Here is a 21,593-nt window from a genome sequence, read left to right on the forward strand (position 1 = left end):
AGGCCTCAGCCAATCCCCGACGTCTGCGATGGCTCTCCATGCCTCAGCCGGTCACACCCCGATCTTGCCGCCGCCCTGCCTGGTGATGGCGACGACAGAAGGCCGCACCGGCATGTCCGCCTTGAAGTCCGGCCAGCGGGTCGACGGATCCTCATAGTAGGACGGACGGCCAAAGCCCTCCCAGTCCTCGCCGCCGTCGCCCGGATGCTGGACGGAAACGAAAGCGGTCTGATCGTCCGGCGCGAACAGCGGGCCGCACATTTCGGCGCCGATCGGCACGCGGAAGAACAGCTTTGACGTCGCCCGTGCGGCGCCCTCGGTGTCGACCGCCCACAGGCCGTCGGTGCGGCCGGTGGCCTTCGGGCCCTGGCCGTCGGTGGCGACCCAGAGCCGGCCGGCGGAATCGACGGTGCAATTGTCGGGCATGCCGAACCAACCATGGGCTGTGGTCGCGGTCGAGAAGGTGGCGCCGACATCGGCAACGGAAGGATCGCCGCATTTCAACAGCACTTCCCACTTGCCCTTGGTGGCGGCGAAGTCGCCGCCGTCCTCGACGACCTCGATGATGTGACCGAAGGCGTTCGCGGCCCGCGGGTTGGCCGCGTCGACCTGGTCGGCCTTGCGCTTGGAATTGTTGGTCAGCATGACATAGACCTTTCCGTTGCCGGCATTGGGCTGGATGTCTTCCGGGCGGTCCATCTTGGTGGCGCCGAGCAGGTCGGCGGCGCGGCGGGTCTCGATCAGCACGTCGGCCTGGCCGGCGAAACCGTTCTCCGCCGTCAGCGGGCCCTGGCCAAAGACGATCGGCATCCATTCGACCGAGCCGTCCTCGGCGAACTTCGCCACATGCAGCGTGCCGTCGTCGAGCAGGTTCATGTTGGCCGCGCGGTCGCTCGGGTTGAACGTGCCCTTGGTGACGAATTTGTAGACATAGTCGAAGCGCTCGTCGTCGCCGAGATAGAAGACGACGCGGCCATCCTTGGCGACGATCGATTCGGCGCCCTCATGCTTGAAGCGGCCCATGGCGGTTCGCTTCCTCGGCACCGAAGTCGGATCGTTGACGTCGACCTCGACGATCCAGCCGAAGCGGTTGGGCTCGTTCGGCTCCTTGGCAAGGTTGAAGCGGTCGTAGTGGGCGCCCCATTCATAGGCGCCTTCCGGAATGCCGAGGCGCTTGTAGTTGGCGGCTTCCTTGTGGCCTTCCGGCAAATCGCCCGAGAAATAGCCGTGGATGTTCTCCTCGGCCATCACATAGGTGCCCCAGGGGGTGACGCCGCCAGCGCAATTGTTGAAGGTGCCGATGACCTTGGCGCCGGACGGATCGGCATTGGTCTTGACGCGATCATGCCCGGCGACCGGGCCGGAAAGCGCCATTTCGGTGGTGGACATGATGCGGCGGTTGAACTTGCCGTCGCGCACCACCTGCCATTTGCCGCCTTCCTTGCGGATCTCGACGATGGTGCCGCCATGCGCCGCCATCTCGACATCGACCTGCTCCTTCGAGAGCGGCGCCACCTCGGCGGCCTTCTTGCCGTCCTTCTCGACGATCTTGACGATACCGGGGAACATCAGATGCGGGTTGGTGTATTCGTGATTGACGACCAGGAGGCCATGCTCGGCCGAGCCATCGATCGGGATATAGCCGACATAGTCGTTGTTGTAGCCGAACTGTTTTGCCTGGGCCTCGGCCGCCTGTTTGGTCGGATCGAATTCCGGCGAATCGGCGAAGAGCGGGTCGCCCCACCGCAACAGCACGTCGGCGTCGTAGCCCGGCGCCACATGGTGCTTGTCGTCGATGCCGGCCTCGAGCTCCTCGAACTTGAAGGCGGAACCTTCGGCGGCGCGCGCATCGTCTGCCGCGACGAGCGCAAGCGGGCTGACGGTGGCGGCAATGGCCGAGACGGCCAGCGAACCCTTGAGGAAACCGCGGCGCGAGAAGCGCGCGGCGATGATCTCGCCCATGGTGCGGTTGTCGGTGGGATTGACGGGCGGGCCGTCATTTTCCTCGAGCAGGCTGGTGCGGAAGCGGTTCTCAGGGGATTGGGTCATAAGCTGTCCTCTGGCTCTTGAGGTGGCTGGAATGTGTGACCTGTCGATCCCTACAGGCGGCCGATCACATTTTCGTGACATCGGCACGATCAAGCAAGGTCGATTTGCCGACTGACGATTGTTCGCCTGCGGCCGCGCATGCGCCGGTGCCGATCACGGGCACGACAACCCGGCGAGCCGACCCACGAGCGGCCTCGGCCAAGGGTGCCAACCATGGCTGCGCGGCGTATTTTGCGACATCCGGCTTCGATCCCGTCGCGGCGCGCCTTGCCCGATGCGATCAGCTTGACGGCTTCGCGCGCTTCGGAAACAAGTGCGGCGACGGGCGCGGCGAAGGCCGCTTCAGGAGGGCTGAAAAGGTGAGTTTCTGGGGATTGGCGCAGCTTGGCGTTTCGACGGTGATCTTCCTGCTGGCGGCGATGGCGGCCAAACAATGGGGACTGGCGCCGAGCCTGACCAAGATCCTTTTGACGCTCGCGCTCTATTCAGCCGGCAATCTGATCATGCTCAGGCTGATCCGCGAGTTCGGCATGTCGGTATCGTTCAGCCTGTCGGCCGTGATCCAGTTGGTGTCGGTGAATGTCGTGGCACTGGTCTTCTTCGGCGAGCGATTGAACGCATTGCAGGCGACCGGCGTCGTGCTGGCGATCGCCGCGGTCGCGCTGATCACGCTCGGGCCCTATATGCAGCGGCTGTAGCCGGACCCAGGGCACTCGAATGAAATCGGCCGCCAACGCGTTGCTCAACAGAATGGAATTCCCGGTGCTCCTGGCCGGACTGGCGATCGCCTGCGGGCTGTGGGGCCTGCTGGAGCTCATGGAGGTGGCGCGCGCCACCACGCCGCACGCCTTCGACACGGAGATCCTGCTCGCCTTCCGCCATGCCGGACAGCCGGACAGCCCGATCGGTCCTCCCTGGCTTCAGGGCGCGATGCGCGACATCACCGCGCTCGGCAGCACCAGCGTGCTGGTGCTGATCACCAGCGCGGCCATCATCTACCTGGTGCTGATCCGGCGGCCGAGCACGGCGCTGCTGGTGTTCGTGGCCATTGCCGGCGGACAGGTGCTGTCCAGCCTGCTCAAGTTCGAGGTCGACCGGCCGCGGCCAGACCTCGTCTCGCATCTGGTCAGCGAGACTTCGCTCTCCTTCCCCAGCGGCCATGCCATGCTCTCGGCGGTGACGTATCTTACTCTTGGCTCGCTGGCGGCCCGCTTCCTGCCGGACCGCACGACCAAGGTCTTCGTGCTGGCGCTGGCCGTGCTCGTCACGGTGCTGGTCGGAACCAGCCGCGTCTATCTCGGCGTGCATTGGCCGTCGGACGTGCTTGCCGGCTGGTGCGCAGGCTTCGCCTGGGCCATGCTGTGCTGGCTGGCGGCGCGCCTGCTGCAGCGGCGCAAGGTGGTGGCCGACAGCGATTGATGCGCGCCCAAGCCAACTCTCGATGATGCTTGAGACATTGTAATATTTATATTATACATCGATATCGCACATACAGACATGGATTTCGGCCGATGATGACTGCCGCACAGATGCGCGCTGCGAGGGCACTGGCCGGCATCGACCAGAGAACGCTCGCCGAGCGCGCCGGGGTTTCGCTTCCGACCATACAGCGCATGGAAGCCAGCGAAGGCGTCGTGCGGGGCGTCGTCGATTCGCTGACGAAGGTCATCCAGGCACTCGACGAAATCGGCGTGGAGCTGATCGGCGAGAACCAGGCCAGCGAGCGCGGCGGGAGGGGCGTGCGGCTCAAGGCAAGCGCGGCGCAGGGCTGACCCGCAACCGACATCAAACGGAAACGACGTCGCGGCAACCGGCCGGCAGTGAGATGCTCAGACTGCCGCTTCGATCGGCTCGGCCAGTTTCGGGTTTGCGCGCGCGGCGATCAGGCAGCCGGCGACGATCAGGCATGCACCCTGCCAGCGTGGTCCAGGCCACCTCCTCGCCGAAGAGGAACCAGCCAAGCCCGATCGCCCAGATGAAGGCCGAGTATTCCGTCGGGATCAGATATTGCGCTTCGGCACGGGCATAGGACCAGCTCATCAGGAATTGGCCGGCGAGCGACAGCCCCGCCACCCCGACCAGGGGGAGCCAGAGATCCCTCGCCAGCGCGACGGCGAGCCACGGCGCGGCGAGACCAAGGATGATCGCGACGTAAAGGTTCTGGAACAGCATGATCTCGACCGGCTTGGCCAGCAGCGCCTGTCGCCGGGAGAGGATCAGATTGTAGGCATAGAACACCGTCGATACGAGCACCGCGGCGGTGCCAAGCAGGGCATCCTGCGCCTGGCCGGCCTGGCCGAACTGGCCGGCCAATATGATCGCGACGCCCGCGATGCCGGCGAGCGACGCCCACACGGCCTGCCGCCTTATACGTTCGCCCAGCAACAGCGCGGCGAGGAAAAGAGCGAACAGCGGCGCGACGAAGCTGAGCCCGATCGCCTCGGCGAGCGGCAGCCTGGCGAGACCCCAGAAGAACAAGAGCAGGACCGTGCAGACAATCGCGGCACGCAGCGCATGCAGCCTCAGCACCGGAAATGTCGGCTTCGAGCGCGGCCCTGCCGACCAGGCCGCGCCCGCGACCAAGGTCGAGACCATGCTGCGCCACAGCACCGTGTTGTAGACGCCCACCGCGATGACCAGGGACTTCATCGCCGCATCCATCCCGGACAGCAGGAAGATCGCCAGCGCGCATACGAGCACCGGGATCGTCGGGGAAACGGCGCCGGCCAGGCTTGATCTATTCACGGCTTCGCTCATGCCAGCCGGATATCCCGCGGCGGACGGCGCGGCCAGATGGCAGCGCCGTCGATACGCCGGTCCAATCCCCGATATGGCGGCCAATCCCGGATATGGGGGGCCAATCCTGGATATGGGAGGCCAATCCTGGATATGAGATCCAATCCTTATTGACGTCGTTCCCGCCGCGGCGGCTCTCAGTCGATCTTCAGCGCCGCGACCTCGCCTTCGTTCATCAGCGGCACCAGGATCTTCTCGCCGTCGGTGCCGATGTCGGCGCTGCCAGGCTTGAAGGTGGCGACGACCTCGGGCTTGCCGCCGGCATGGTAGCGGTAGAGCGCGCCGGTCATGTAGGCGGTGGCATAGATATCGCCGCCGATGGCGACGACGCCGTCGAGGTTGGCGAATTCCTGAGCGCCGGGCAGCGGCGTCACCTTCCTGCTCTTGAGATCGACCGCCAGCAGGCCGCCCGGCTCCGCAGTGCTGAAATCGGGCTTGATGCCCTTGCCCCAGGAGGCGACGATGAGCCGGTCGCCATCGGCGAAGACGCCGTTGGGCGAGGCAAGCAGCGCATCCTTCACGAACAGCTCCGGCTTGTCGCCGTCGATGCGGTAGATCGTGTCGGCCAGCATATCGCTGACATAGACCTTGCCCGAGGCGTCGGCGGTCATGTCGTTGAGGAAGACGGCGCCGGGCACATCGATGCTGGAGACCAGCCTGCCGCTGGCGAGGTCGACGACACGGACCTTGGTGATGTCGGCGGCGTAAAGCCTGCCGCCCGAGATCGCCATGCCCTTGGGCGCGTCCATGCCGTCCACCCAGTGGCGGGTGATCACCTTGCCGTCCATGGACAGCAGCGACAGGTAGCCGTTGCCGTCCGCATCGCCTGGATTGCCGACGATGTTGGAGACGACGATGCGTTTGCCGGCGGCATCGACGAGCGTCGATTCCGGCTGCTCGAAACCGGATGCGCGCCAGATCTCGCCGGCCTGGGCAGCAGGAGCGGCTGCGATGCCGGCCATGGCGAGAACGGTGGAAGCGATGAGGGTTTTCATGGTGCTCTCCTGTGATGACGGCGGAGAGCTAGGTTTTTCGATACTTTCCCGGAAGACGGTTCGAGCGTAGTATCGAAGATCGATACGAATTCATGCAAATGGGGCGCATTCCATGAACGGTCCGATCTTCGAGGCGCTGAAACGGACGCTCAAAGCCAAGGGCCTGACCTACCGGGCGCTGGCCGAGCGCATGGGCGTTTCCGAACCGACGGTGAAGCGCATCTTCCATGAGCGCAACTGCAAGCTCGACCGGCTGATGGAGATTTGCGCCGCGGCGGAAGTGGAACTGGAAAACGTGCTGGGCTCGATGAACCGGGGGCCGGGACCGGCCAACCACGTCGCGCCGGAGATCGAGCGCAAGCTCGCCGCGCGGCCGGCACTGCTCTTCGTCTTCATCATGCTGTCGGAGAAATTCACGCCCGAGGGCATCATGCGCTCGCAGGGCCTCAGCGAAGCCTCGATGTTCCTCTATCTGCGCGATCTGGAGGAACTCGGCCTGGTCGCGCTCGGGCGCGGCCTGTCGGCAAGATTGCTGGTCGAGACGCCGATCCAGTGGGATTTCGAGGGCCCGCTGAAGCCGCATTTCGAGACGACCAACAAGAATTTTGTCGGCTGGGCGATCGGCCATATGGAACGGCAGGCTACTTTCATCAGCTTCTCGCGGCGCATGCGGCCGGAAACGGCGGAGATGGTGCGGCGGGAGGCGGAGGACCTGGCGGAGCGCGCAAGGCTGCTTGCCCATCACGACCAGCACACCACGCCGGAAGACCAGCTCATCGGCTACAAATGGACCTTTGCCTTCGGCGCGACGCCGTTTCCGGCGATCATGCCGATCGGGCCGCATCCGCGCGATGCCGGGGCGGCCGACCGGCGCGCCGCTCCTGCAAAGGGACGTCGTCCTTTGCCGGCCTGACACGGCCAAATCATCCCGAGCAGGATTGCATCTGGTGGCTGAGCTTGTCGCGCACCACTCCGACGGCGCTGAGTCATGATAGAGTTCGCGCACTGATTTGCCAGATTGTAGAGGGGGGTTTGCCGAATGCGTGACACGTCCCCGTCAAATCGAAGTGACCCTATGCCGACCGCGCCAACACTTGAACTTCGCCGCTATTCGCGCCTGAAAAAATTGCGGGAGCGCGCAGAACGCCAGGGTGCTGGATTGCAGTTCTGGGCGCGCACCGCATCGCTCGCCGCGATCTTCTGCTTCTTTTCTTTGATCAGTCGCTGGGATGCCTCGCTGCTCTTCGTGCTGGCGGGCCTCGTGCTGTTCCAGCTCGTCGGCCTGATCCAGTTTCTCTTTGCGCGCCGTCGCACGGCGCCATGGTGGACCGGTTACCTCGCCGGTACGCTGGACATTATTCTGTTGACCGTTCTGCTGGTGACGCCCAACCCGTTTTCCGTGGAGGTCGCGCCGGCCGCGATGCAACTGCGCGAGGGCAGCTTCAAATTCCTGCTGATTTTCGTATGCCTTGGCGCGCTGACCCTTTCGACACGATTGGCGCTCTATCTCGGCGCGCTCGCGGCCTTGACGTGGGCGATCGGGGTGGGATGGGTGATTTTTCATCCGGGAACCGTCATTCCGGCGACGAACCTCTATTCGCTGCCGATGACAGAGCGACTGAACCTCTATCTCAACCCCAACTTCGTCGATACATTCGCGCAGGCGACCAACGTGTTGGTTGTGTTGATTATCGGCGCGATCATGGCGCTGGTCGTCTATCGTTCCCGACATCTGTCGGAAGACTATGTCAAGGCAGAGCGCGCCCGCGCCAATCTCGCCCGGCATTTTTCGCCCAATGTGGTCGACCAGCTCGCCACGGATGACGAGCCCTTCGGCCCGGTCCGCCGGCAGGATATCGCGGTGTTGTTCGCCGACATCGTCGGCTTCACACACTATTCCGAGGATCACCCGGCCGAAGCAGTGTTCGAACTTCTGCGTCAGTTCCACCGTCGCATGGAGCAGGTCGTTTTCGACCACCGTGGCACCGTCGATAACTATATCGGCGATTGCATCATGGCGACATTCGGGGTTCCGCAAACCAGCCATGACGACGCGACTCGGGCCATCCAGTGCGCTGAAGCGATGATCGCCGCTCTCGAAGCATGGAATGTGCAGCGTGTGTCCAGGGGATACCCGCCGCTGGACGTTCGGATCGGTGCACAATATGGCGCAGTCGTCATCGGCGCGGTCGGCAGCGAGCGCAATCTGTCCTTCGCGGTGGTGGGCGACACCGTCAATGTCGCCAGCCGTTTGCAGTCGCTCTGCCGCGAGCTTCAGGCGAATATTTGCTTTGGGTCACGACTGATTGAGGCCGCAAAGGCGGAATCGCCCACGACACAGTTGAATGCGCGCGATCATGGGTCGGTGAGTATCCGCGGCCGGGACGAACCGGTCCATGTCTGGGTCGAGCACAGAGCCGAAGACCAAGGCGCTAATGCGGTTTCGGCGTGATACAGGCCGCCATGCGAAACGCCTTCACCTCGGCCGGATAGCGGTAAGGCCGCACCACAAGGGCATGTCCTGACCCAGGCCGAAAGCCATCACGTGTCTGAGGCGATTGCTCCAGCCTTTGCGGCTGCGGCGTCTGCGCTTGCCGTGTCCCCCCACGCGACCGCCCGATAGTCGAAGCCATATTCCAGCGTCGGCTTGACGATACGGAAATAGGGCGACAGGTCGAAATCGCGCGGCGTGTAAAGCGAGTGATGACGGATGTGCAGGATCTCGCGCCGCATATAGCTCGACTGCGCCGAGGCGCGGCCGGGCGCGCGGGTGATCTCGGGCAGGATCGGATAGCGGACCTGGCCATAGGCTTCGGCGATCAGCGTCGAACAGATCGCCCGCGTCGGATCGCCGGAGCCGAACGCCAGCATGCGGCGGCGCCAGCGCACCGGCACAGGCGGTGTCGGCAGGAAAAAGCGCAGCATGTCGAAAATGTTCTTGAGATCGTATCTCAGGCCGAGCTTGCCGATCATGAAGGCAACGACCTTGTCGCGATCCTCCGGCGTCAGCCCGCTCGCCCGGCAGATACGGGTATTGTAGGTGCGGTAGCGCGAGAGCGGCACGGCAACGCAGCCTTCGCCGAGGGTCACTTCGATCAGACGCGACCGCTCCGAACCGTCCTCGGGCAGCGGCAAGGCATCGCCGACATAGAAGGCCGAATGCGACCATGTCGACTGGGTGAGATACTTGATCACCGCCGAGATCTTCTGGTTGCCTTCGACGAGCAGGATATCGCCGGGCTGCAGCGTGCGGCGCAGCGTATCGGCATCGGACGGCGTATAGGGCTCGTAGCCCGAAGACTCATCCTGCAGCCGGCCGGCGAGCCAGCGGCCAAGTCGGTCCAGCAGGGTGTCGGCCGGCGCAGTCATCCAGACGCCGATTAGCACAGGCCGGCCACTTAGGCCATGATCAGGGCCATGATCAGGCGGCCTTCGCTTCCTCATGCGGCTCCGCGAGGTCGTCGCGGGCCTTGCGCGCGAGCTTCCTGGCCGAGCGCTTGGGACTGTCGCCGAACAGTTCGGCGGCCTCGGTGAGGCAGGCCTTGCTGAGGCTCTTTTCCGAACGCTTCAGGAGCTTGCGCAGAAGCTTGGTGTCTTCGGGCGGGCCGAGCGGCTCGCCGTCGGCGGCGAGCAGGCCGCGCATGACGAAGACGTCATGCAGGTCGCCCAGCAACTCGCCGAGCTTATCGACCGCCTTGCGGCGCGCCTTGATCGGCGTCGGCCACAGGCGGCCGAGCAGCGACAGATGCATCGAGTGGGTCTTGGCCGCCTTGCGCAGATCGTGAAAGTCGTCGGCCTCGCCGCGCGAGCCCGCCTTGTCCAGCGCCTTCTTCGCCCGCCGCAAGGTGGCGCGGGCGCCTTCGGCCAGGATGTCGGCCGCCTGCTCCGGCTGATCGGGCAGCGACAGCCTGTCGATACGCTCCAGCCCTTCCCGGCACGCGGTGACGGCGGCATTTATGGCCGCGTCGAGACCGGGGCCGGCGTGCAGCTCATGCTGGCGCAGCACCAGCCGGTCGCGGACGGCGTCAAGGCCACCGCCGGCGCTCTGCTCCGGAAAGGCATTCGCCAGGCGATCGACGGTCTCGACGAGAGCGGTCGCCTCGCGTGGGCCGGCAAGCAGCGCCGAGACCTGCTTGTAACATTCGTTCTCAGTCTGGCAGAACGGTTCGTCTCCGGAACGAACCAGGCGCAGCAAGGCCCGCACGCTCTTCAGCCGCTTGCGGCACTTGTGCAGCCCCTGCTCCGGCTTGTCGCGCGCCGTCTCAAGATGGGCGAGCGCCCTGCCGATCTCGTCGGTCAATATGCGCCTGACCTCGCCGGTCAGCGGCAAGCGCGGATCGATGCGAAAGCTCATGCGGCGATCTCCGGAATCCCCCCGAGGGCCAGCGACGCGTTGTAGAACCTCGACTCGCCGGTGACCTCGCGACCGAGCCAATCGGGCAGCATTTCGTCAGGCACGTCCTCCGGCGTCTCCAGCTCCGCGACCACCAGTCCCGAGAGCACGCCGCCGAATACATCGACTTCATAGAGATAGCCGTGGTGTCTAACATGGTGGCGTGTCTTCTCGATGACACGCCCGATGGCGAAGGCCGCCATCTCCTCGGCCTCGGGAAGCGGGATCGGATACTCGAACTCGTCGCGCTCGCGCGCCCTGTCGCCGAACTTGAGTGTCAGCTGCGCCGAAGCACCGTCGCTGATGCGCACGCGCACCGTGCGGCCGGGCTGCGCGGCGAGGTAAAACTGGCGGATGCGAATATGCGCCTCGGCCCTGTCTCGCCAGGCGGAACCGGTGACCAGGAACTTGCGTTCGACTTCCTTGCCCATGGCCGCGCACTAAAGCCCGCGTGGGCGGAGATGGCAAGCCGAGTCGCGATTCAATTTGACTTTAATCAATCGATTGATTAAATCAGTGCCATGAGCAAGCAGCCGAACACCAGAAGGCCGCAACGCGAAGCCTCTCCGGCCGATCAGACACGCGCGGCACTTGTCCACGCCGCGCTCAAGCTGTTCGGCCGGCAGGGCTTCGACGGCACCTCGACGCGCGAGATCGCGGCCGAGGCCAAGGCCAATATCGGCTCCATCGCCTATCATTTCGGCGGCAAGGAAGGCCTGCGCGCCGCCGCCGCCGATTTCATCGTCGAGACCATCCAGGGGATCGCCGGCCAGGCGCTCGGCGCACCCCAGGCGGCCGCTCCCGCAAACCGGGAAGCCGCGCGGGCACAGCTCTTTGCCGCGCTGGAGCGGATGGTCGGCTTTGTCGTGGCAAGCCCACAGGCCGGCGAGATCGTACAATTCGTACTCCGCGAGCTGTCGCACCCGACGGCGGCGCTCGACCGCATCTATGCCGGCGTGTTCGAACCGACGCATCGACGGCTCTGCCAGATCTGGGAGCAGGCCACCGGCGAGCCGGCCGAGAGCGAGGCCACCAGGCTCACCGTGTTCACCATGATCGGCCAGGTCATCTATTTCCGCATCGGACGCGAGGCGGTGCTGCGCCGGATGGGCTGGCGCGAGATCGGCGACAAGGAGGCCGCCAAGGTCGTGGCGGTCGCGACCGACAACCTCAGGGCAATGCTGGCGGCGCGCGATCCGGCTGCTGGCAGGAAGGGAAAGTCATGAGCTTTTTCTGTTCGCTGCCGCTCGCGGCCCAGTTGTTCAGCGCCTGCGCGCCGTCCGCGCCGCTCGCCGTCGGCTATGTCGAGGGCGAATATGTGCTGCTCGCGCCGATCGAGGTCGCGCAGGTGACGACGGTCGGCGTCAAGCGCGGAGATCGGGTGACGCCAGGCATGCCGGTGGCGACACTGGAAGACGCCGACGCCGAGATTGCCGTGGTGCAGGCTCAAGCCGCGCTCGCCCAGGCGCAGGCGCAGCTTGCGGACCTGCAGGTGGGCAAGCGGCCGGACGAGATCGCCGTGCTGAAGGCGCAAGTGGACATGGCGAAGGCGCAGGCCGCGGACGCCAAGCGCAAATACGATCGCGCCAGCGACCTCTACAGGCGCGGCACCGGCACGCAGGCCGACTACGACACGGCTTCGGCTTCGCTGGAGACGGCCACCGCGCAGGTCGGCCAGGCCGAGGCCAACCTCGCCGTCGGCGGCCTGCCGGCGCGGCCGGAGACGATCAAGGCCGCGGAGAACCAGGTCCAGCAGGCGCAATCGGAGCTGGGGCAGGCGCGATGGCGGCTGTCCAAGCGCGTTCTGGCGGCGCCTTCGGCCGGCCGCATCGACGACGTGATACGCAATCCCGGCGACACGGCCGGACCGACCGCGCCGGTGATCTCGATGCTGCCCGACGGCGCGGTGAAGCTCAGCGTCTATGTGCCGGAGACCGCTTTCTCCTCGGTGAAGGTCGGCACGCTGCTCAGCGTGCATTGCGACGGCTGCGGGCCGGATCTCAAGGCGCGCATCAGCTACGTTTCGCCCGATCCGGAGTTCACCCCGCCGGTGATCTACTCGCTTCAGAACCGGCAGAAGCTCGTCTATCTCGTCGAGGCACGGCCGGAAGGCGATACCGGTCAGCTGCAGCCCGGCCAGATCGTCGACGCCGATCTCGCGGACATCGGGGCGGACCTCGGAAAATGAGCGTCATCGACGTCCGCGGGCTGGTCAAGCGCTTCGGCGGCAGGACGGTCGTCGACCATGTGACGATGACTGTGGCCGAGGGCGAGATCGTCGGTTTCCTCGGGCCGAACGGCTCGGGCAAGACGACGACCATCCGCATCATGTGCGGGCTGCTGACACCGGACGAGGGCGAGGGCACGGTGCTCGGTTTCGACATCCGCTCCGACTCGCTCAGCATCAAGCGCGAAGTCGGCTACATGACGCAGAAATTCTCGTTCTACGAGGATCTGACGATCGGCGAGAATCTCGAATTCGTGGCACGGCTCTACCAGCTGAAGCCGGTCGAGGACTATGTCTCGCGGACGCTGCAGGACCTCGGCCTGGCGACGCGCCGCAACCAGCTCGCCGGCACGCTTTCCGGCGGCTGGAAGCAGCGGCTGGCACTCGCTGCCTGCATCATGCACAAGCCGAGGCTGCTTTTGCTCGACGAGCCGACGGCGGGCGTCGACCCGAAGGCCCGCCGCGAGTTCTGGGACGAGATCCATAGGCTGGCGACCGGCGGGCTGACCGTGCTGGTCTCCACCCATTACATGGACGAAGCCGAGCGCTGCCACCGCATCAGCTACATCTCCTACGGCAAGCTGCTGGCCACCGGCACGGTGGACGAGGTGGTGAGGAATGCCGGGCTGACCACCTTCGTGGTGCAGGGACCGCGGCTCGACCGCGTGGCCGAAGCGCTGGAGGGCCGGCCGGGCGTCGACCAGGTGGCGCCGTTCGGCGCCACGCTGCATGTCGTCGGCTCCGACAAGGCGGCGCTGGAAAAGGCGCTTGGAGATGTCGAGAAGGAGCACAAGGGGGTGACGGTGACGCCCGGCGAAACCAGCCTCGAAGACGTGTTCATCCAGTTCATGGCCGGCTCGAAGGACAACATGACATGAAGGATGGCTTGAGAGCGGTCTTTTCCTTCGCGAGACTCGGCGCGCTGTTGATCAAGGAGTTCATCCAGATGCGGCGCGACCGCATCACCTTCGCCATGATGCTGGGCGTGCCTCTGCTGCAGCTGGTGCTGTTCGGCTTTGCCATCAACAACGATCCCAAGAGCCTGCCGACGGCGCTGGTGGCGATGAGCAACGACCAGTATACGCGGGCCATGGTCTCCGCGCTGCAGATGACCGGCTACTACCGCTTCGACCATGTGTCCGAAAGCGCGGCCGAAGCCGAAATGCTGATGGCCAAGGGCGCCGTCTTGTTCGTCGTCACCATCCCGGCCGACTTTGCCCGGCGCGTCGAGCGCGGCGACAGCCCGCAGATCCTGATCGAAGCCGACGCGACGGATCCGTCGGCGGCAAGCGGCGCCATTTCGACACTGAGCAAGGTGGCGAGCCAGGCGCTGCTGCGCGCTCAGGGCATGCAGGCGACCGCCGCCGAAACCGCCAAGCAGCAGCTGCAGGTGGTGGTGCACCAGCGCTACAACCCCGAAGGCATCTCGCAATACAACATCGTGCCCGGCCTGCTCGGCGTCATCCTGCAGATGACCATGGTGATGATGACGGCGATGGCGCTGACCCGCGAGACCGAGCGCGGGACGATGGAGAACCTGCTTGCCATGCCGTCAAGTCCGACCGAGATCATGCTGGGCAAGGTGCTGCCCTTCCTCGTCGTCGGCGCCGTGCAGGTGACGGTGGTGCTGGCGGCGGCGAAGCTCTTGTTCGGCGTCCCCTTCGTCGGCAGTCTGACGCTGCTGCTTTCATCGGTGCTCGTCTTCGTGCTTTCGCTGGTGCTGCTCGGCTACACGATCTCGACCCTGGCTCGCTCGCAGATGCAGGCCATGCAGCTCACCTTCTTCTTCTTCCTGCCGTCGCTGCTGCTTTCCGGCTTCATGTTCCCTTATCGGGGCATGCCGGGCTGGGCGCAGATCCTGGGCGAGATCTTCCCGCTGACGCATTTCCTGCGCATCACACGCGCCGTCATGCTGAAGGGCGCCGACTTCAGCGCGGTCGCCGCCGAGATCGGCTGGCTGGCGGTGTTCGTGATGGCCTTCGCCGGCGCCGCCCTGCTGCGCTTCCGGCGGACGCTGGACTGAGCGTTTCTACAGTCCACACCCTTTCTTGTCGGCGAGACAGGGGGCGCGGAGGAACGCGGCGATTCCTGCCTGCGGGCCGTGGCCTAGAGCGTTTCAGCGATTCATAGAATCGCCGAGCCGCTCTAAGTATTTGTTTTTGCGCAATTCCGGACGGAAAACCGTTACACACTTTTCCTGGAATTGCTCTAGGCCGCCGCCATGATCTCCGCATAAGTGCTGAAATCGACGTTGCCGCCGGAAAGCACAACCGCCACGCATTTGCCGGCAAGGTCGATCTGGCCGGATGCGAGCGCCGCCAGCGCGACGCAGCCGCCGGGCTCGACCACCAGCTTCAGATACGCCATGGCGTCGCGCATCGCCTGCGCGGCGGCCTTGTCGGAGACGGCGATGGCGCCGGCGAGATTTTTGCGGTTGATCTCGAAAGTGATGGCGCCCGGTTCGGCGGTGAGCAGCGCATCGCAGATCGAGGTGTGGCCAGGCTCGTTCGAGACCCTTTCGCCCTTGGCGAGCGAGCGGCGCGTGTCGTCGAAATGCTCCGGCTCGACCGCCCAAACGGCGGTCTGCGGCGAGGCGTACTTGACCGCGACGGAAATGCCGCTCGACAGCCCGCCGCCGCCGCAAGGCACGACCACAGCGTCGAGGCTGACGTCGAGCGCCTTCGCCTGCCGCATCAGCTCCAGCCCGATCGTGCCCTGGCCGGCGATGATGGCCGGGTCGTCGAAGGGCGGCACCAGCACCATGCCCTTCTCGATATAGGGGCGCACGACAGCCATGCGATCGTCCTTGTAACGGTCGAACGGCACCACCTCGGCGCCCATCCTGCGGACATTGCCCACCTTGAGCGCCGGCGCGTCGACGGGCATGGCGATCACCGCCCGGATGCCGAACATGGCGGCCGAAGCGGCGACGCCTTGCGCGTGGTTGCCGGAGGAAAAGGCGACGACACCGCGGCTGCGCTCCTCTTCGGTGAGCGACGACAGTTTGTTGTAGGCGCCGCGGATCTTGAAGGAGCCGGTGCGCTGCAGCGTCTCCGGCTTGAACAGGATGCGGCCGCCATGGCGCTTGTTGAGCTCAGGCGATTCGATGAGCGGAGTCTCGACGACAAGGCCGGAAAGCCGCGCCGCGGCGGCGTGGATGTCGAAGATGCCGGGGATGGTGGTCATGGCGTGGCCTCGCGAAGAACGGGACTGCCCATGGTGCACGGAAATTATCCCTGCGCGCCATCGAAAAAATGTGACGGGGACAAGGTTGGTTCGGCAGCTTTGGAAGTTGGCGTTCCTTCGCGCCGACATTGCGCCCTGTCGGCGCCCCCTCACCCCAGCAGCGTCGGCGTCCTTTTCTTGCCGCCGAGCTTGCGCCAGCCGTTGAAGCGGTGGCTGGCGGCGGCAAACGAGATCTTCATCTGCTGGGCGACCGTGTAGCGCGACTTGCCCTCGTCGAACATGCGGTAGCAGCATTCGACGCCTTCCTCGGTCAGCTTGCCTTCCGGCGTCTTGTTATGCGGATTGGCGGGATCGAATTTTTCGGCCTGCTGCTCGACCAGGCCCTTCAGGCGCTGCAGGTCGGCCTCGATGCCGGCGATGAGATCGAGAACAGGTTTCGGGTCGAATGCGTGCGGGGGCTTCTTGTCCGTCATGCCTTGTTTCCTTAAATTTCGGCTGGCCACCCCATATAGGTGGACATTCGGCAATAATGAAGAGCGGGAACACCGGATCGGCAAATTCCGCTCGCCACACGACGTCCGCGATTGACCCTCCGCCCGCGAGTGCCTAGTTTAGAACCATTCTAATCTAGGGTGATTTCCTCATGCTTTCCCGTGTTTTCGGCTTCGGCCGCCGCTCCTTCGATTCGCTGTCGGAGCAGGAGATCCTGGCGCTGGCGATTTCTTCCGAAGAGGACGACGGGCGCATCTACCGCGCCTATGCCGACGGGCTGGCGCAGGACTTTCCGCAATCGGCCAAGGTGTTCGAGGCGATGGCGGAGGAGGAAGACGGCCATCGCGATTCCCTCATCGAGTTGCACCGCAAGCGCTTCGGCGAGCGCATCCCGCTGATCCGGCGCGAGCATGTGAGGGGCTATTACGAGCGCAAGCCCGACTGGCTGGTGCGGCCGCTCGGCATCGAGCATGTGCGCCGCCAGGCCGAGGACATGGAGCGGCAGGCCTATCGCTTCTATGTCGAGGCGGCCAAGCGCACGACCGATGCCTCGACGCGGAAGCTGCTCGACGAGCTGGCCGCGGCCGAGCTCGGCCACGAGAATTCCGCGCATGAGCTCGAACAGGAACATGTCCCGGGCGAGGTCAAGGAGGAGGAAGCGAGCGCCGAGCAGCGCCAGTTCATCCTCACCTATGTGCAGCCGGGACTGGCCGGGCTGATGGATGGCTCGGTGTCGACGCTGGCGCCGATCTTCGCCGCCGCCTTCGCCACGCACGCCACGTTCCAGACATTCCTTGTCGGCCTGGCCGCCTCGATCGGCGCCGGCATCTCGATGGGCTTCACCGAGGTGGCTTCCGACGACGGCAAGCTGTCGGGCCGCGGCTCGCCGGTGAAGCGCGGCTTGACGGTCGGCGTCATGACGACGCTGGGCGGGCTCGGCCACGCGCTGCCCTACCTCATCCCCTATTTCTGGACGGCGACGATCGTCGCCGCGATCGTGGTGTTCTTCGAGCTCTGGGCGATCGCCTTCATCCAGAACCGCTACATGCAGACGCCGTTCTGGCGCGCCGCCTTCCAGGTGGTGCTGGGCGGCGCGCTGGTGTTCGGGGCGGGTGTGCTGATCGGGAATGCGTGAGCGCCGACTTTCCCTTCTCCCCTTGTGGGAGAAGGTGTCGCCGAAGGCGACGGATGAGAAGTGCTCCAGGAAACGCCAGCGTCTCACTCCGCTGGAACACCCCTCATCCGTCTCGGCGCTAACGCGCCGATCCACCTCCCACAAGGGGAGAAGGAGAAACTGTGCTCAGCCGTTCACGGCCCGACTGTCCTGCGGCGCCTCGTCCCTTTCCGTCATCCCGTAGTCGCGCACGACATGGGCGATGCGCAGACGATAGCCGGCAAAGATTCCGCCGCGACCCGCCTGCTGCGCCTGCCGGTGCTCCTCGGTGTTGCGCCAGGCCTTGACCGCTTCCTCGTCGCGCCAGAAGGACAGCGAGAGCACGCGCTTCGGATCGGTGAGGCTCTGGAAGCGCTCGACCGAGAGGAAGCCGTCGATGCCCTCGAGCAGCGGCTTGAGCTCCGCGGCGATGCCGAGATAGGCATCGCGCTTTCCTTCCGCCGGCTCGACCTCGAAGATGACAGCGATCATGCCTCTATCCCTTCCTTGACCGTTACGCTGGTATCGAAAACCTTCCGGGGGCCATGCGGCCCCGACGCCAGCCTGAGGAAGATCCGGTCTTCCTTGTGGATGAACTTCTCGCGCCGCGCGAACTCGTAGTTTGCCTTGCCGGCGGGGTCGGCGGCAAGGCGCGCGCGATAGGCCTCGTAGGCGGCGAGGCTTTCGATGTTGTAGGCGGCGTAGGCGATCGTGGCCGAACCCTCATGCGGCGCGAAATAGCCGATCAGCTCGGCGCCGCAGCGCGGGATCGCCTGCCCCCAGGCCCGCGCATACTGCTCGAAAGCCGCCTTGCCGAACGGATCGATCTCATAGCGGATGAAGCAGGTGATGGTCATTTCGGTCTCCCCGTCGGTTGGCTTCCTGGGTCGGTTGGCTTTGCGGCGACGACGGTTCGACCGCGGTCGAAACATCGCTTCACTCGGTGTGCTAGGCATTCTCCTGTCAGGAGCGTTCGCCGCGCTCCTTGAGCCGACCCGAGAATAGTGCTTCTCTCACCGGAATGCTTCGATAAGGATCGAACTATGCGTGAAGGACCCGACATTGCGCGCATCGCCAGCCTGGTCGGCGACCCGGCCCGCGCCAACATGCTCAATGCGCTGATGGGCGGCACGGCGCTGACCGCATCGGAACTGGCCCTGGAGGCCGGCGTGTCGCTGCCCACCGCTTCCTCGCATCTGTCGAAGCTGATGGATGGCGGATTGCTGACGCTCGCGAGCCAGGGTCGCCATCGCTATTACGGCCTCGCCGGCCCGCAGGTCGCGGGCATGATCGAGGCGATCATCGGCGTCGCGGAGGCGGTCGGCCCCAGGCGTGTGCGGCCCGGCCCGCGCGACGCGGCCATGCGCGTGGCCCGCGTTTGCTACGATCACCTCGCCGGCGAGCAGGCGGTGACCATGCTCGACCGCCTCGTCGACAGGAAGCTGCTGCTGCGCGAGGGGAACGAGATCAGGCTCTCACCGTCGGCTTTTTCGCATTTCGCCGCGCTGGGTATCGCGATCGACAGCAAAGCCAGGCGGCCGGTGTGCCGCGCCTGCCTCGACTGGAGCGTGCGGCGTTCGCATCTCGCCGGCGCGCTGGGCGCCGCCATCCTCGACAAGGTCATCGCCGAGAAATGGGCGCGGCGCGACAAGGACAGCCGCGCCGTGGTGTTTTCGCCGAAGGGCAAGCAGGACTTCGAGAGGGTGTTTCTGGCTTAGGCGGACAATCTCGCGATGCTGGCGGGACAGCGCCCCCCTCTGGCCTGCCGGCGCCTAGGCTCACCCCCGCTTCAGCACCTTCCCCAGCGTGAAGAAATCCTTCCACGGGTCCGCTTTCTTCAGCTCGCCCAGCGTCGTCTCGTCGCCGAGCGGGAAGGCGTTGGGCGCGAGACCCTTTTCAAGCTCCGGCCAGGTCACGGGCATGGACACCGTCGCGCCCTTCTTGGCGCGCGACGAGTAGGGCGCCACCGTGGTCGAGCCCCTGCCGTTGCGCAGATAGTCGACGAAGATTTTTCCTGTGCGCGCCTTCTTCGACAGCGTCGCCGTGTAGCGGTCCGGCGCTGCCTGCTCCAAGGCGCGGGCGAAGTCATGGGCGAAGTCCTTGACCTCGTCCCAGTCCGCCGACGCCTTGAGCGGCACCAGCACGTGATAGCCCTTGCCGCCGGACGTCTTGACCAGGTTCGGCAGCGACAGCTCGTCAAGCTGCTTGTGAATGTCGAGCGCCGCCTGGCGCACCATCTTCACATCGACGCCTTCATCCGGGTCGAGGTCGAAGATCACCTGGTCCGGCTTTTCCAGTTGGTCGATGGTGGAGCCCCAGATATGGACCTCGACCACGCCATACTGGACGAGCGCCGCAAGCCCGTCGAAATCCTTGATGAACAGGATCTCCTCGCCATCGGTCGGATCCTTCATCCTGGCGATCCTGTCGCTCATGCCGGGCGAGGCATGCTTCTGGAAGAAGCGCTGGCCGTGGATGCCGTCGGGCGCCCGCACCAGGCTCAGCGGACGGTTGACGACAAACGGCTCCATGCGCGGCCAGACCAGCGCATAGTGGTCGAGCAGGTCCTGCTTGGAGACCTTTTCGTCGGGCCACAGCAGCTTGTCGGGATGCGAGAGCTTTATCGAGGTCATCGCCGTTCCAGCCGAGGCCTTCGGCGCGGCCCTGTCGCCGCCCGATCCTGCTTCGGCCTTGCCGCCGGTCTTCTTCGGCTTTTCCTGCACGACTTCCTCCGGCGGCTTGTCCTCACGCAACCCCTGGAACGAGGCGTGGCGGATTATACGGTCGGATGTCCAGCTGCGGAACTCCACTTCGCCGACAAGCTCAGGCTTGACGAAGGTCAGGCCCTTGCCCTTGGGCACGGCGCCGGAGAAGGACGAGTCTTTCGCCTCCAGGCGGTCGAGCTTCTTCTTCAAATCGGTCAACACCTTGCCGGAAAAGCCGGTGCCGACGCGGCCGGCATAGTTGAGCTTGCCGCCTTCATAATAGCCGACAAGCAGCGAGCGCAGGCCGCGCCCGGTCTTGTCCGAAGGCAGGTAGCCGCCGATGACGAATTCCTGGCGCAGCGTGCATTTCGACTTGATCCAGCTGAGGCCGCGTCCGCTGCGGTAAGGCGCGTCGGCGCGCTTCGACACCACGCCTTCGAGGCCCATGCGGCAGACATGCTGCAGTATCACCTTGCCCGGCTCGGAAAAATGGTCGCTGAAACGCAGCGCCGAATTCTGCGGCTGCTCGCCGAGCAGCTCGGCCAGCGCGTGCTTGCGCTCGACCAGCGGCTCGCGGCGCAGATCCTTGCCGTCGAGCCGCATCAGGTCGAAGACGTAGTAGATGAAGCGGTCGGTGCGACGGGCGGAGAGATCGGCCTGCAGCAGCGGAAAGGACGACACGCCGCTGTCGGCCAGCACGACGATCTCGCCGTCGATGACGGCGTCGCGGCATTTGAGGCCGGCAAGCGCCGCGGTGACCGGGCCTTCGAATTTCTCCGTCCAGTCGAGGCCGGCTCTGGTCAGCAGCCTGACGTCGCTGCCGGCGATCTGCGCCTGCATGCGATAGCCGTCGAATTTCACTTCGTGCAGCCAGTCGTGGCCGGAGGGCGCGTTCTTTTCCAGCGTTGCGAGCTGCGGCTCGATGAACTCCAGGCGCTTGGCGCGGCCGGCCTTTGCCTTGCGGGCGGCCGGTTTGTTGGAGTGCCAGACCTTCGGCTTCGCGCCCCTGGCGGCCTTGCCCGCGCCGACCTCCTCGACGGTGAGGCCGGACTTCACCGATTGCGGCTCGTCCTTGAGGATGTCCTCGCCGGGACGGGCGGCCGCGTCGTCGGACTTGATCAGCAGCCAGTTGTCGCGCTTTTCGCCGCGGCGCGGTTTCAGCCTGACCAGATGCCAGCGCCCGTGCAGCTTGTAGCCTTCAAGCTCGAAGCTGATATGGCCCTTCTTCATCCCTTGCGCCGGATCGCCTTCCGGGATCCATCTGCCGTCATCCCAGACGATGACCGAGCCGCCGCCATACTCGCCCTTCGGAATGATGCCCTCGAAAGACGCGTAGTCGATCGGGTGGTCCTCGACATGCACGGCCAGCCGCTTCTCGTGCGGATCGAGGCTCGGGCCGCGCGTCACCGCCCAGCTCCACAGCACGCCGTCATGCTCGAGCCGGAAATCGTAGTGGAGGCGCGTGGCGGCGTGCTTCTGGATGACGTAGATGCCGCCGGCCTCGCCTGTCTTATGCCGCGGCACCTTGCCGGCCGGCTCGGCGGTTTTGCGGAAGTCGCGCTTGGCTTGATACTGCTCGAGGCCGGCCATGGCATCC

The 21,593-nt window shown here is 65.4% G+C and carries 21 protein-coding genes and 1 pseudogene; 11 read left to right on the forward strand and 11 right to left on the reverse strand.

Features of this window, described 5'->3' with window-relative positions:
* Positions 1 to 51: 51 nt before the first annotated feature.
* Positions 52 to 2,049, reverse strand: coding sequence for a PhoX family phosphatase (locus EN874_RS12240; protein WP_127424967.1), 1,998 nt, complete (start codon positions 2,047 to 2,049; stop codon positions 52 to 54).
* Positions 2,050 to 2,408: 359 nt separating this feature from the next.
* On the opposite strand from EN874_RS12240, the gene EN874_RS12245 reads away from it, so the two are divergent.
* From EN874_RS12245 to EN874_RS12255, 3 genes are all read left to right on the forward strand, one after another.
* Complete coding sequence (locus EN874_RS12245; protein ID WP_126086665.1) at positions 2,409 to 2,747, forward strand: hypothetical protein; 339 nt, start codon at positions 2,409 to 2,411, stop codon at positions 2,745 to 2,747.
* Positions 2,748 to 2,766: 19 nt separating this feature from the next.
* The gene (locus EN874_RS12250; RefSeq protein ID WP_127424968.1) at positions 2,767 to 3,468 is read left to right on the forward strand and encodes a phosphatase PAP2 family protein; all 702 of its coding nucleotides are present in this window, start codon (positions 2,767 to 2,769) and stop codon (positions 3,466 to 3,468) included.
* A 92-nt stretch (positions 3,469 to 3,560) separates the two neighbouring features.
* Positions 3,561 to 3,821: a helix-turn-helix transcriptional regulator gene (locus tag EN874_RS12255; protein WP_127424969.1), complete on the forward strand. Its 261-nt coding sequence runs from the start codon at positions 3,561 to 3,563 to the stop codon at positions 3,819 to 3,821.
* A gap of 57 nt (positions 3,822 to 3,878) precedes the next feature.
* Here EN874_RS12255 and EN874_RS12260 read toward each other — a convergent pair.
* Positions 3,879 to 4,806, reverse strand: a pseudogene (locus EN874_RS12260) (DMT family transporter).
* A gap of 176 nt (positions 4,807 to 4,982) precedes the next feature.
* The gene (locus EN874_RS12265; RefSeq protein ID WP_127424970.1) at positions 4,983 to 5,840 is read right to left on the reverse strand and encodes an ATP/GTP-binding protein; all 858 of its coding nucleotides are present in this window, start codon (positions 5,838 to 5,840) and stop codon (positions 4,983 to 4,985) included.
* 112 nt (positions 5,841 to 5,952) lie between these two features.
* Between EN874_RS12265 and EN874_RS12270 the strand changes: the two genes are divergently transcribed.
* Together EN874_RS12270 and EN874_RS12275 are read left to right on the forward strand one after the other, a co-directional pair.
* A complete protein-coding gene (locus EN874_RS12270; protein WP_127424971.1) occupies positions 5,953 to 6,753 on the forward strand; it encodes a helix-turn-helix transcriptional regulator in 801 nt (266 codons plus the stop codon).
* A gap of 162 nt (positions 6,754 to 6,915) precedes the next feature.
* Positions 6,916 to 8,292: an adenylate/guanylate cyclase domain-containing protein gene (locus EN874_RS12275; protein WP_127424972.1), complete on the forward strand. Its 1,377-nt coding sequence runs from the start codon at positions 6,916 to 6,918 to the stop codon at positions 8,290 to 8,292.
* A gap of 89 nt (positions 8,293 to 8,381) precedes the next feature.
* Here EN874_RS12275 and EN874_RS12280 read toward each other — a convergent pair whose 3' ends face one another.
* From EN874_RS12280 to EN874_RS12290, 3 genes are read right to left on the reverse strand one after another with little or no spacing between them, the layout of a single operon-like run.
* On the reverse strand, positions 8,382 to 9,209 hold the full coding sequence (locus EN874_RS12280) for a lipo-like protein (protein ID WP_127424973.1): 828 nt from the start codon (positions 9,207 to 9,209) through the stop codon (positions 8,382 to 8,384).
* 52 nt (positions 9,210 to 9,261) lie between these two features.
* The gene (locus EN874_RS12285) at positions 9,262 to 10,194 is read right to left on the reverse strand and encodes a CHAD domain-containing protein (protein WP_127424974.1); all 933 of its coding nucleotides are present in this window, start codon (positions 10,192 to 10,194) and stop codon (positions 9,262 to 9,264) included.
* Positions 10,191 to 10,664 carry a CYTH domain-containing protein gene (locus EN874_RS12290; RefSeq protein ID WP_127424975.1) on the reverse strand — a complete coding sequence of 158 codons (474 nt, stop codon included), beginning with the start codon at positions 10,662 to 10,664 and terminating at the stop codon, positions 10,191 to 10,193. Before EN874_RS12290 ends, EN874_RS12285 begins: the two co-directional genes overlap by 4 nt.
* Positions 10,665 to 10,754: 90 nt before the next feature.
* On the opposite strand from EN874_RS12290, the gene EN874_RS12295 reads away from it, so the two are divergent.
* Genes EN874_RS12295 through EN874_RS12310 form a run of 4 tightly spaced genes read left to right on the forward strand, consistent with a single transcriptional unit; the run spans position 10,755 to position 14,483 of the window.
* On the forward strand, positions 10,755 to 11,459 hold the full coding sequence (locus EN874_RS12295) for a DUF1956 domain-containing protein (RefSeq protein WP_127424976.1): 705 nt from the start codon (positions 10,755 to 10,757) through the stop codon (positions 11,457 to 11,459).
* Positions 11,456 to 12,421, forward strand: coding sequence for an HlyD family efflux transporter periplasmic adaptor subunit (locus tag EN874_RS12300; protein WP_127424977.1), 966 nt, complete (start codon positions 11,456 to 11,458; stop codon positions 12,419 to 12,421). Before EN874_RS12295 ends, EN874_RS12300 begins: the two co-directional genes overlap by 4 nt.
* Positions 12,418 to 13,338 carry an ABC transporter ATP-binding protein gene (locus EN874_RS12305; RefSeq protein ID WP_127424978.1) on the forward strand — a complete coding sequence of 307 codons (921 nt, stop codon included), beginning with the start codon at positions 12,418 to 12,420 and terminating at the stop codon, positions 13,336 to 13,338. The genes EN874_RS12300 and EN874_RS12305 overlap by 4 nt, the downstream gene beginning before the upstream one ends.
* Positions 13,335 to 14,483 carry an ABC transporter permease gene (locus tag EN874_RS12310; protein WP_348631721.1) on the forward strand — a complete coding sequence of 383 codons (1,149 nt, stop codon included), beginning with the start codon at positions 13,335 to 13,337 and terminating at the stop codon, positions 14,481 to 14,483. Before EN874_RS12305 ends, EN874_RS12310 begins: the two co-directional genes overlap by 4 nt.
* Positions 14,484 to 14,668: 185 nt before the next feature.
* Here the strand turns inward: EN874_RS12310 and EN874_RS12320 are convergent, their stop codons facing one another.
* Together EN874_RS12320 and EN874_RS12325 are read right to left on the reverse strand one after the other, a co-directional pair.
* Positions 14,669 to 15,646, reverse strand: a complete 978-nt coding sequence (locus EN874_RS12320) for a threonine/serine dehydratase (protein WP_127424980.1) — start codon at positions 15,644 to 15,646, stop codon at positions 14,669 to 14,671.
* A 149-nt stretch (positions 15,647 to 15,795) separates the two neighbouring features.
* On the reverse strand, positions 15,796 to 16,119 hold the full coding sequence (locus EN874_RS12325; protein WP_127424981.1) for a hypothetical protein: 324 nt from the start codon (positions 16,117 to 16,119) through the stop codon (positions 15,796 to 15,798).
* Between the two features lie 170 nt (positions 16,120 to 16,289).
* On the opposite strand from EN874_RS12325, the gene mbfA reads away from it, so the two are divergent.
* Positions 16,290 to 17,273: an iron exporter MbfA gene (gene mbfA / locus EN874_RS12330; protein WP_126086680.1), complete on the forward strand. Its 984-nt coding sequence runs from the start codon at positions 16,290 to 16,292 to the stop codon at positions 17,271 to 17,273.
* A 165-nt stretch (positions 17,274 to 17,438) separates the two neighbouring features.
* On the opposite strand, the gene EN874_RS12335 is transcribed toward mbfA, so the two are convergent.
* A complete protein-coding gene (locus EN874_RS12335) occupies positions 17,439 to 17,783 on the reverse strand; it encodes an antibiotic biosynthesis monooxygenase (RefSeq protein ID WP_127424982.1) in 345 nt (114 codons plus the stop codon).
* On the reverse strand, positions 17,780 to 18,148 hold the full coding sequence (locus EN874_RS12340; RefSeq protein WP_127424983.1) for an NIPSNAP family protein: 369 nt from the start codon (positions 18,146 to 18,148) through the stop codon (positions 17,780 to 17,782). The genes EN874_RS12335 and EN874_RS12340 overlap by 4 nt, the downstream gene beginning before the upstream one ends.
* A gap of 186 nt (positions 18,149 to 18,334) precedes the next feature.
* Between EN874_RS12340 and EN874_RS12345 the strand changes: the two genes are divergently transcribed.
* A complete protein-coding gene (locus EN874_RS12345; RefSeq protein WP_127424984.1) occupies positions 18,335 to 19,009 on the forward strand; it encodes a winged helix-turn-helix domain-containing protein in 675 nt (224 codons plus the stop codon).
* Between the two features lie 60 nt (positions 19,010 to 19,069).
* On the opposite strand, the gene ligD is transcribed toward EN874_RS12345, so the two are convergent.
* Positions 19,070 to 21,586 (reverse strand): DNA ligase D, encoded by a 2,517-nt coding sequence (gene ligD / locus EN874_RS12350; RefSeq protein WP_127424985.1) that lies wholly within the window; start codon positions 21,584 to 21,586, stop codon positions 19,070 to 19,072.
* Positions 21,587 to 21,593: the final 7 nt, after the last annotated feature.

This window comes from Mesorhizobium sp. M1D.F.Ca.ET.231.01.1.1, from assembly GCF_003999155.2.
In the GTDB taxonomy this organism is placed as follows: domain Bacteria; phylum Pseudomonadota; class Alphaproteobacteria; order Rhizobiales; family Rhizobiaceae; genus Mesorhizobium.

What these genes read in the sequence shown, in the direction of transcription:
- EN874_RS12270 (WP_127424971.1), top strand. Translation starts at nt 5,953, where the DNA reads ATGAACGGTCCGATCTTCGAGGCGCTGAAACGGACGCTCAAAGCCAAG.
- EN874_RS12275 (WP_127424972.1), top strand. Translation starts at nt 6,916, where the DNA reads ATGCCGACCGCGCCAACACTTGAACTTCGCCGCTATTCGCGCCTGAAA.
- mbfA (WP_126086680.1), top strand. Translation starts at nt 16,290, where the DNA reads ATGCTTTCCCGTGTTTTCGGCTTCGGCCGCCGCTCCTTCGATTCGCTG.
- EN874_RS12300 (WP_127424977.1), top strand. Translation starts at nt 11,456, where the DNA reads ATGAGCTTTTTCTGTTCGCTGCCGCTCGCGGCCCAGTTGTTCAGCGCC.
- EN874_RS12280 (WP_127424973.1), bottom strand. Translation starts at nt 9,209, where the DNA reads ATGACTGCGCCGGCCGACACCCTGCTGGACCGACTTGGCCGCTGGCTC.
- EN874_RS12345 (WP_127424984.1), top strand. Translation starts at nt 18,335, where the DNA reads ATGCGTGAAGGACCCGACATTGCGCGCATCGCCAGCCTGGTCGGCGAC.
- EN874_RS12265 (WP_127424970.1), bottom strand. Translation starts at nt 5,840, where the DNA reads ATGAAAACCCTCATCGCTTCCACCGTTCTCGCCATGGCCGGCATCGCA.
- EN874_RS12255 (WP_127424969.1), top strand. Translation starts at nt 3,561, where the DNA reads ATGATGACTGCCGCACAGATGCGCGCTGCGAGGGCACTGGCCGGCATC.
- EN874_RS12295 (WP_127424976.1), top strand. Translation starts at nt 10,755, where the DNA reads ATGAGCAAGCAGCCGAACACCAGAAGGCCGCAACGCGAAGCCTCTCCG.
- EN874_RS12290 (WP_127424975.1), bottom strand. Translation starts at nt 10,664, where the DNA reads ATGGGCAAGGAAGTCGAACGCAAGTTCCTGGTCACCGGTTCCGCCTGG.
- EN874_RS12340 (WP_127424983.1), bottom strand. Translation starts at nt 18,148, where the DNA reads ATGACCATCACCTGCTTCATCCGCTATGAGATCGATCCGTTCGGCAAG.
- EN874_RS12310 (WP_348631721.1), top strand. Translation starts at nt 13,335, where the DNA reads ATGAAGGATGGCTTGAGAGCGGTCTTTTCCTTCGCGAGACTCGGCGCG.
- EN874_RS12285 (WP_127424974.1), bottom strand. Translation starts at nt 10,194, where the DNA reads ATGAGCTTTCGCATCGATCCGCGCTTGCCGCTGACCGGCGAGGTCAGG.
- ligD (WP_127424985.1), bottom strand. Translation starts at nt 21,586, where the DNA reads ATGGCCGGCCTCGAGCAGTATCAAGCCAAGCGCGACTTCCGCAAAACC.
- EN874_RS12325 (WP_127424981.1), bottom strand. Translation starts at nt 16,119, where the DNA reads ATGACGGACAAGAAGCCCCCGCACGCATTCGACCCGAAACCTGTTCTC.
- EN874_RS12250 (WP_127424968.1), top strand. Translation starts at nt 2,767, where the DNA reads ATGAAATCGGCCGCCAACGCGTTGCTCAACAGAATGGAATTCCCGGTG.
- EN874_RS12335 (WP_127424982.1), bottom strand. Translation starts at nt 17,783, where the DNA reads ATGATCGCTGTCATCTTCGAGGTCGAGCCGGCGGAAGGAAAGCGCGAT.
- EN874_RS12305 (WP_127424978.1), top strand. Translation starts at nt 12,418, where the DNA reads ATGAGCGTCATCGACGTCCGCGGGCTGGTCAAGCGCTTCGGCGGCAGG.
- EN874_RS12240 (WP_127424967.1), bottom strand. Translation starts at nt 2,049, where the DNA reads ATGACCCAATCCCCTGAGAACCGCTTCCGCACCAGCCTGCTCGAGGAA.
- EN874_RS12320 (WP_127424980.1), bottom strand. Translation starts at nt 15,646, where the DNA reads ATGACCACCATCCCCGGCATCTTCGACATCCACGCCGCCGCGGCGCGG.